This window comes from Yoonia sp., from assembly GCF_046292185.1.
In the GTDB taxonomy this organism is placed as follows: domain Bacteria; phylum Pseudomonadota; class Alphaproteobacteria; order Rhodobacterales; family Rhodobacteraceae; genus Yoonia.
In genome coordinates, this window is sequence record NZ_JBKBQY010000159.1 from 1 (window position 1) to 3,118 (window position 3,118).

Annotated in this window: 2 protein-coding genes; both read right to left on the reverse strand. The window is 60.5% G+C overall.

Going from position 1 to position 3,118, the window contains the following annotated elements; translation table 11 throughout:
* Positions 1-245 precede the first annotated feature (245 nt).
* The gene (locus tag ACK4TM_RS17295; protein ID WP_409703794.1) at positions 246-2,261 is read right to left on the reverse strand and encodes an FAD-dependent oxidoreductase; all 2,016 of its coding nucleotides are present in this window, start codon (positions 2,259-2,261) and stop codon (positions 246-248) included.
* An 86-nt stretch (positions 2,262-2,347) separates the two neighbouring features.
* Positions 2,348-2,839, reverse strand: a complete 492-nt coding sequence (locus ACK4TM_RS17300) for a fasciclin domain-containing protein (protein WP_409703797.1) — start codon at positions 2,837-2,839, stop codon at positions 2,348-2,350.
* Positions 2,840-3,118 lie beyond the last annotated feature (279 nt).

Consider the following 3,118-nt stretch of genomic DNA (forward strand, 5'->3'; position numbering starts at 1 on the left):
AAGGGTTCCAGCTTGGCCATCTGCGTGTCGCTCAGCCAGTATAGATCGCTCATGTCGCCACTCCGTTTTCGGAGCCGTGAATCACGCGGCGCAGCAGAAATCAATGCATCCTGACCCTAGTTATAACAACCCTGACACTCTGCCTCAAATCAGGCAGGATTACGACCCAGCCACGACAATATACCACAACGGCCAAATTTTAAGGGCGATATGGTAAAATTGTCGATAAGTGGGTGGTGCGGGGTCTACAACCCTGAGGCGACTCGCGTGCCTTGATCGATAGCACGCTTGGCGTCTAGTTCTGCGGCGACATCCGCACCGCCAATCACATGCACGTTGCGGCCAGCCGCGATCAGTTGGTCAGCAAGGCTGCGTTCCGGCAATTGCCCGGCGCAAAGCACGATTGTATCCGCCGCAACCAGTTTCGGTTGGTCGCCGATGCGCACATGCAGGCCGTCAGCGTCAATCTTTTCGTAGGTCGCCCCGCCGATCATCTGCACGTTCTTCATCTGTAAACCGGCGCGGTGAATCCAGCCCGTTGTTTTCCCCAGACGTTTTCCCAACTTTTCCGCCTTGCGCTGCAATAGCGTCACCTGCCGCACAGGGGCATCCGGTTGCGGGCCCTCGGCGCGCAGGCCGCCGCGGGTATCCGCCGGATCGCCCACGCCCCATTCGATCAACCAATCAGGCAGGTGGTCGGTTGGGCTGTCGTCAGTGACCAGAAATTCCGCGACATCAAACCCGATCCCACCGGCCCCAATGATCGCCACCCTGCCGCCGACCTGCACGTCGCCGCGCAGCACATCGATATAGGACACGACATTTGGACCGTCCTGGCCGGGAATGGCCGGATCACGCGGGATAACACCGGTGGCGATGATGATTTCATCAAAATCCACCAGCTTGTCTGGCGTTGCCACGGTGCCGAGGGCGAGCCTGATTCCCGCCTTGGCCACCATGGTCCGGTAGTAATCAACCAACCCGTGGAATTCTTCTTTACCCGGCACCTGCCTGGCCAGATTAAGCTGGCCGCCGATCTGATCTGCCTTGTCAAACAGGGTAACCTCATGACCGCGCGCAGCAGCGGTCAGGCTCGCGGCGAGGCCCGCAGGGCCTGCACCGACCACGGCGATGCGTCGGGGTGCCGCCGCGGGCACGATCACCAGTTCGGTTTCATGACAGGCCCGTGGATTGACCAGACAGGACGACAGCTTGCCGCTGAACGTATGGTCCAGACATGCCTGATTGCAGGCGATACAAGGTGTAATCTCGGCTGCTTTTCCCGCAGCAGCCTTGGCGATGAAATCGGGATCAGCCAGGAAAGGGCGCGCCATGCTGACCATATCGGCGCAGCCTTCAGCCAGCACGGATTCGGCCACTTCGGGGGTGTTGATCCGGTTCGAGGTGATGATGGGAATGCCCACTTCGCCCATCAGCTTGCGCGTCACCCAGGCAAAGGCGCGGCGCGGAACAGAGGTGGCGATCGTAGGCACGCGGGCTTCGTGCCAGCCAATGCCTGTGTTGATGATGGTCGCACCCGCTGCTTCGACCGCATGGGCAAGTTGCAGGACTTCGTCCCATGTCGATCCGTTGGGGATCAGGTCGATCATGGACAGCCGGTAGATCAGGATGAAATCAGGGCCAACAGCCGCGCGCACACGGCGTACCACTTCGACCGGCAGACGCATGCGGTTTTCATATGACCCGCCCCAACGGTCGGTGCGCCTGTTGGTGTGGGTGACCAGAAACTGATTGATGAAATAGCCTTCGGACCCCATCACTTCGACCCCGTCATAGCCGGCTTCGCGGCCGCGGACGGCTGCGGTGACCATATCACTGATCTGCTTTTCGATCCCGTCCTCGTCCAGTTCCTGCGGTGCGAAGGGTGAGATCGGCGATTTGACCGCCGAAGGAGCGACGCATTTGGGGCTATAAGCATAGCGGCCCGCATGCAGGATCTGCATCGCGATCTTGCCACCCGCAGCGTGGACACGGTCCGTCACGATGCGATGATTGGCGATATCCTCCGACGTGTATAGTCCCGCCGCACCGGGGAAAACGCCGCCTTCGGCGTTGGGGGCCATCCCGCCGGTGACCATCAGGGCGACACCGCCGCGCGCGCGCGCGGCGTAGAATTCAGCAACGCGGTTCCAATCCTTGGTTTCTTCCAGCCCGGTATGCATGGAACCCATCAACACACGGTTCTTCAGAGTCGTGAACCCCAGATCCAGCGGTGCAAGCAGATGTGGGTAATGGGTCATGGCGGCCTCCCTTTGGTTGCGGGCAGAATGGCCAAGGCCGGGGCTGACGTCACGCCCAACGTGGCGTCAAACCGCCTGCGTCGCCTTTACGGCAGCAGAACGCCATCGATTACATGGATCACGCCGTTCGATGCGCTGATATCGGAGGTCACAATGTTGGCGTTTCCGATCCGCAGCCCGTCGCGCCCGTCAATCTGTACGGTGGTGCCGTTCAGCGTCGCCACGCTTTGCCGCTGATCGATCAGTTGGTCGGCTGTTATGGCACCACGGACAATGTGATAGCCCAGCACAACGGCAAGCCGATCCTTGTTTTCCGGCCGCAGCAGCGTGTCCAGCCTGCCTGCTGGCAAAGCCGCAAAGGCCTCGTCCGTCGGGATAAACACGGTGAACGGTCCCGGCCCGCGAAGCGTATCTGCCAGATCGGCAGCAGTCGCCGCTGCCACGAAACTGTTCAGGCGGCCATCGCCGGCGGCGACATCAATAATACCAAGATCCGTGGTCATCATCTGATCGCATGCCGCGAGAGCAGCAAAGCCCGCGGCGGCGATGACAGACTTCAGGGCAAAACGACGATTCATCCGGTGTTCCTCATTTCCTTGTTCGAACATATACGTATGCCATAGCGTGGTAAGCGTCGCCCGTATTTGCACAAATGCTTGACCGCCCGGCGTCAGCCAAACCGCGCTGACCGAGGACAAGTCGCTGAGAATCGGATGACGCTGCCAATTCACGCTGAGACGCAAACGTCCCATCGGGAAGCCTGTTCAGGATCGACGATGGGAATGGCGGAGACGAAGGGATTCGAACCCTCGAGACGGTTTCCCGCCTACTCCCTTAGCAGGGGAGCGCCTTCGACC

What these genes read in the sequence shown, in the direction of transcription:
- ACK4TM_RS17295 (WP_409703794.1), bottom strand. Translation starts at nt 2,261, where the DNA reads ATGACCCATTACCCACATCTGCTTGCACCGCTGGATCTGGGGTTCACG.
- ACK4TM_RS17300 (WP_409703797.1), bottom strand. Translation starts at nt 2,839, where the DNA reads ATGAATCGTCGTTTTGCCCTGAAGTCTGTCATCGCCGCCGCGGGCTTT.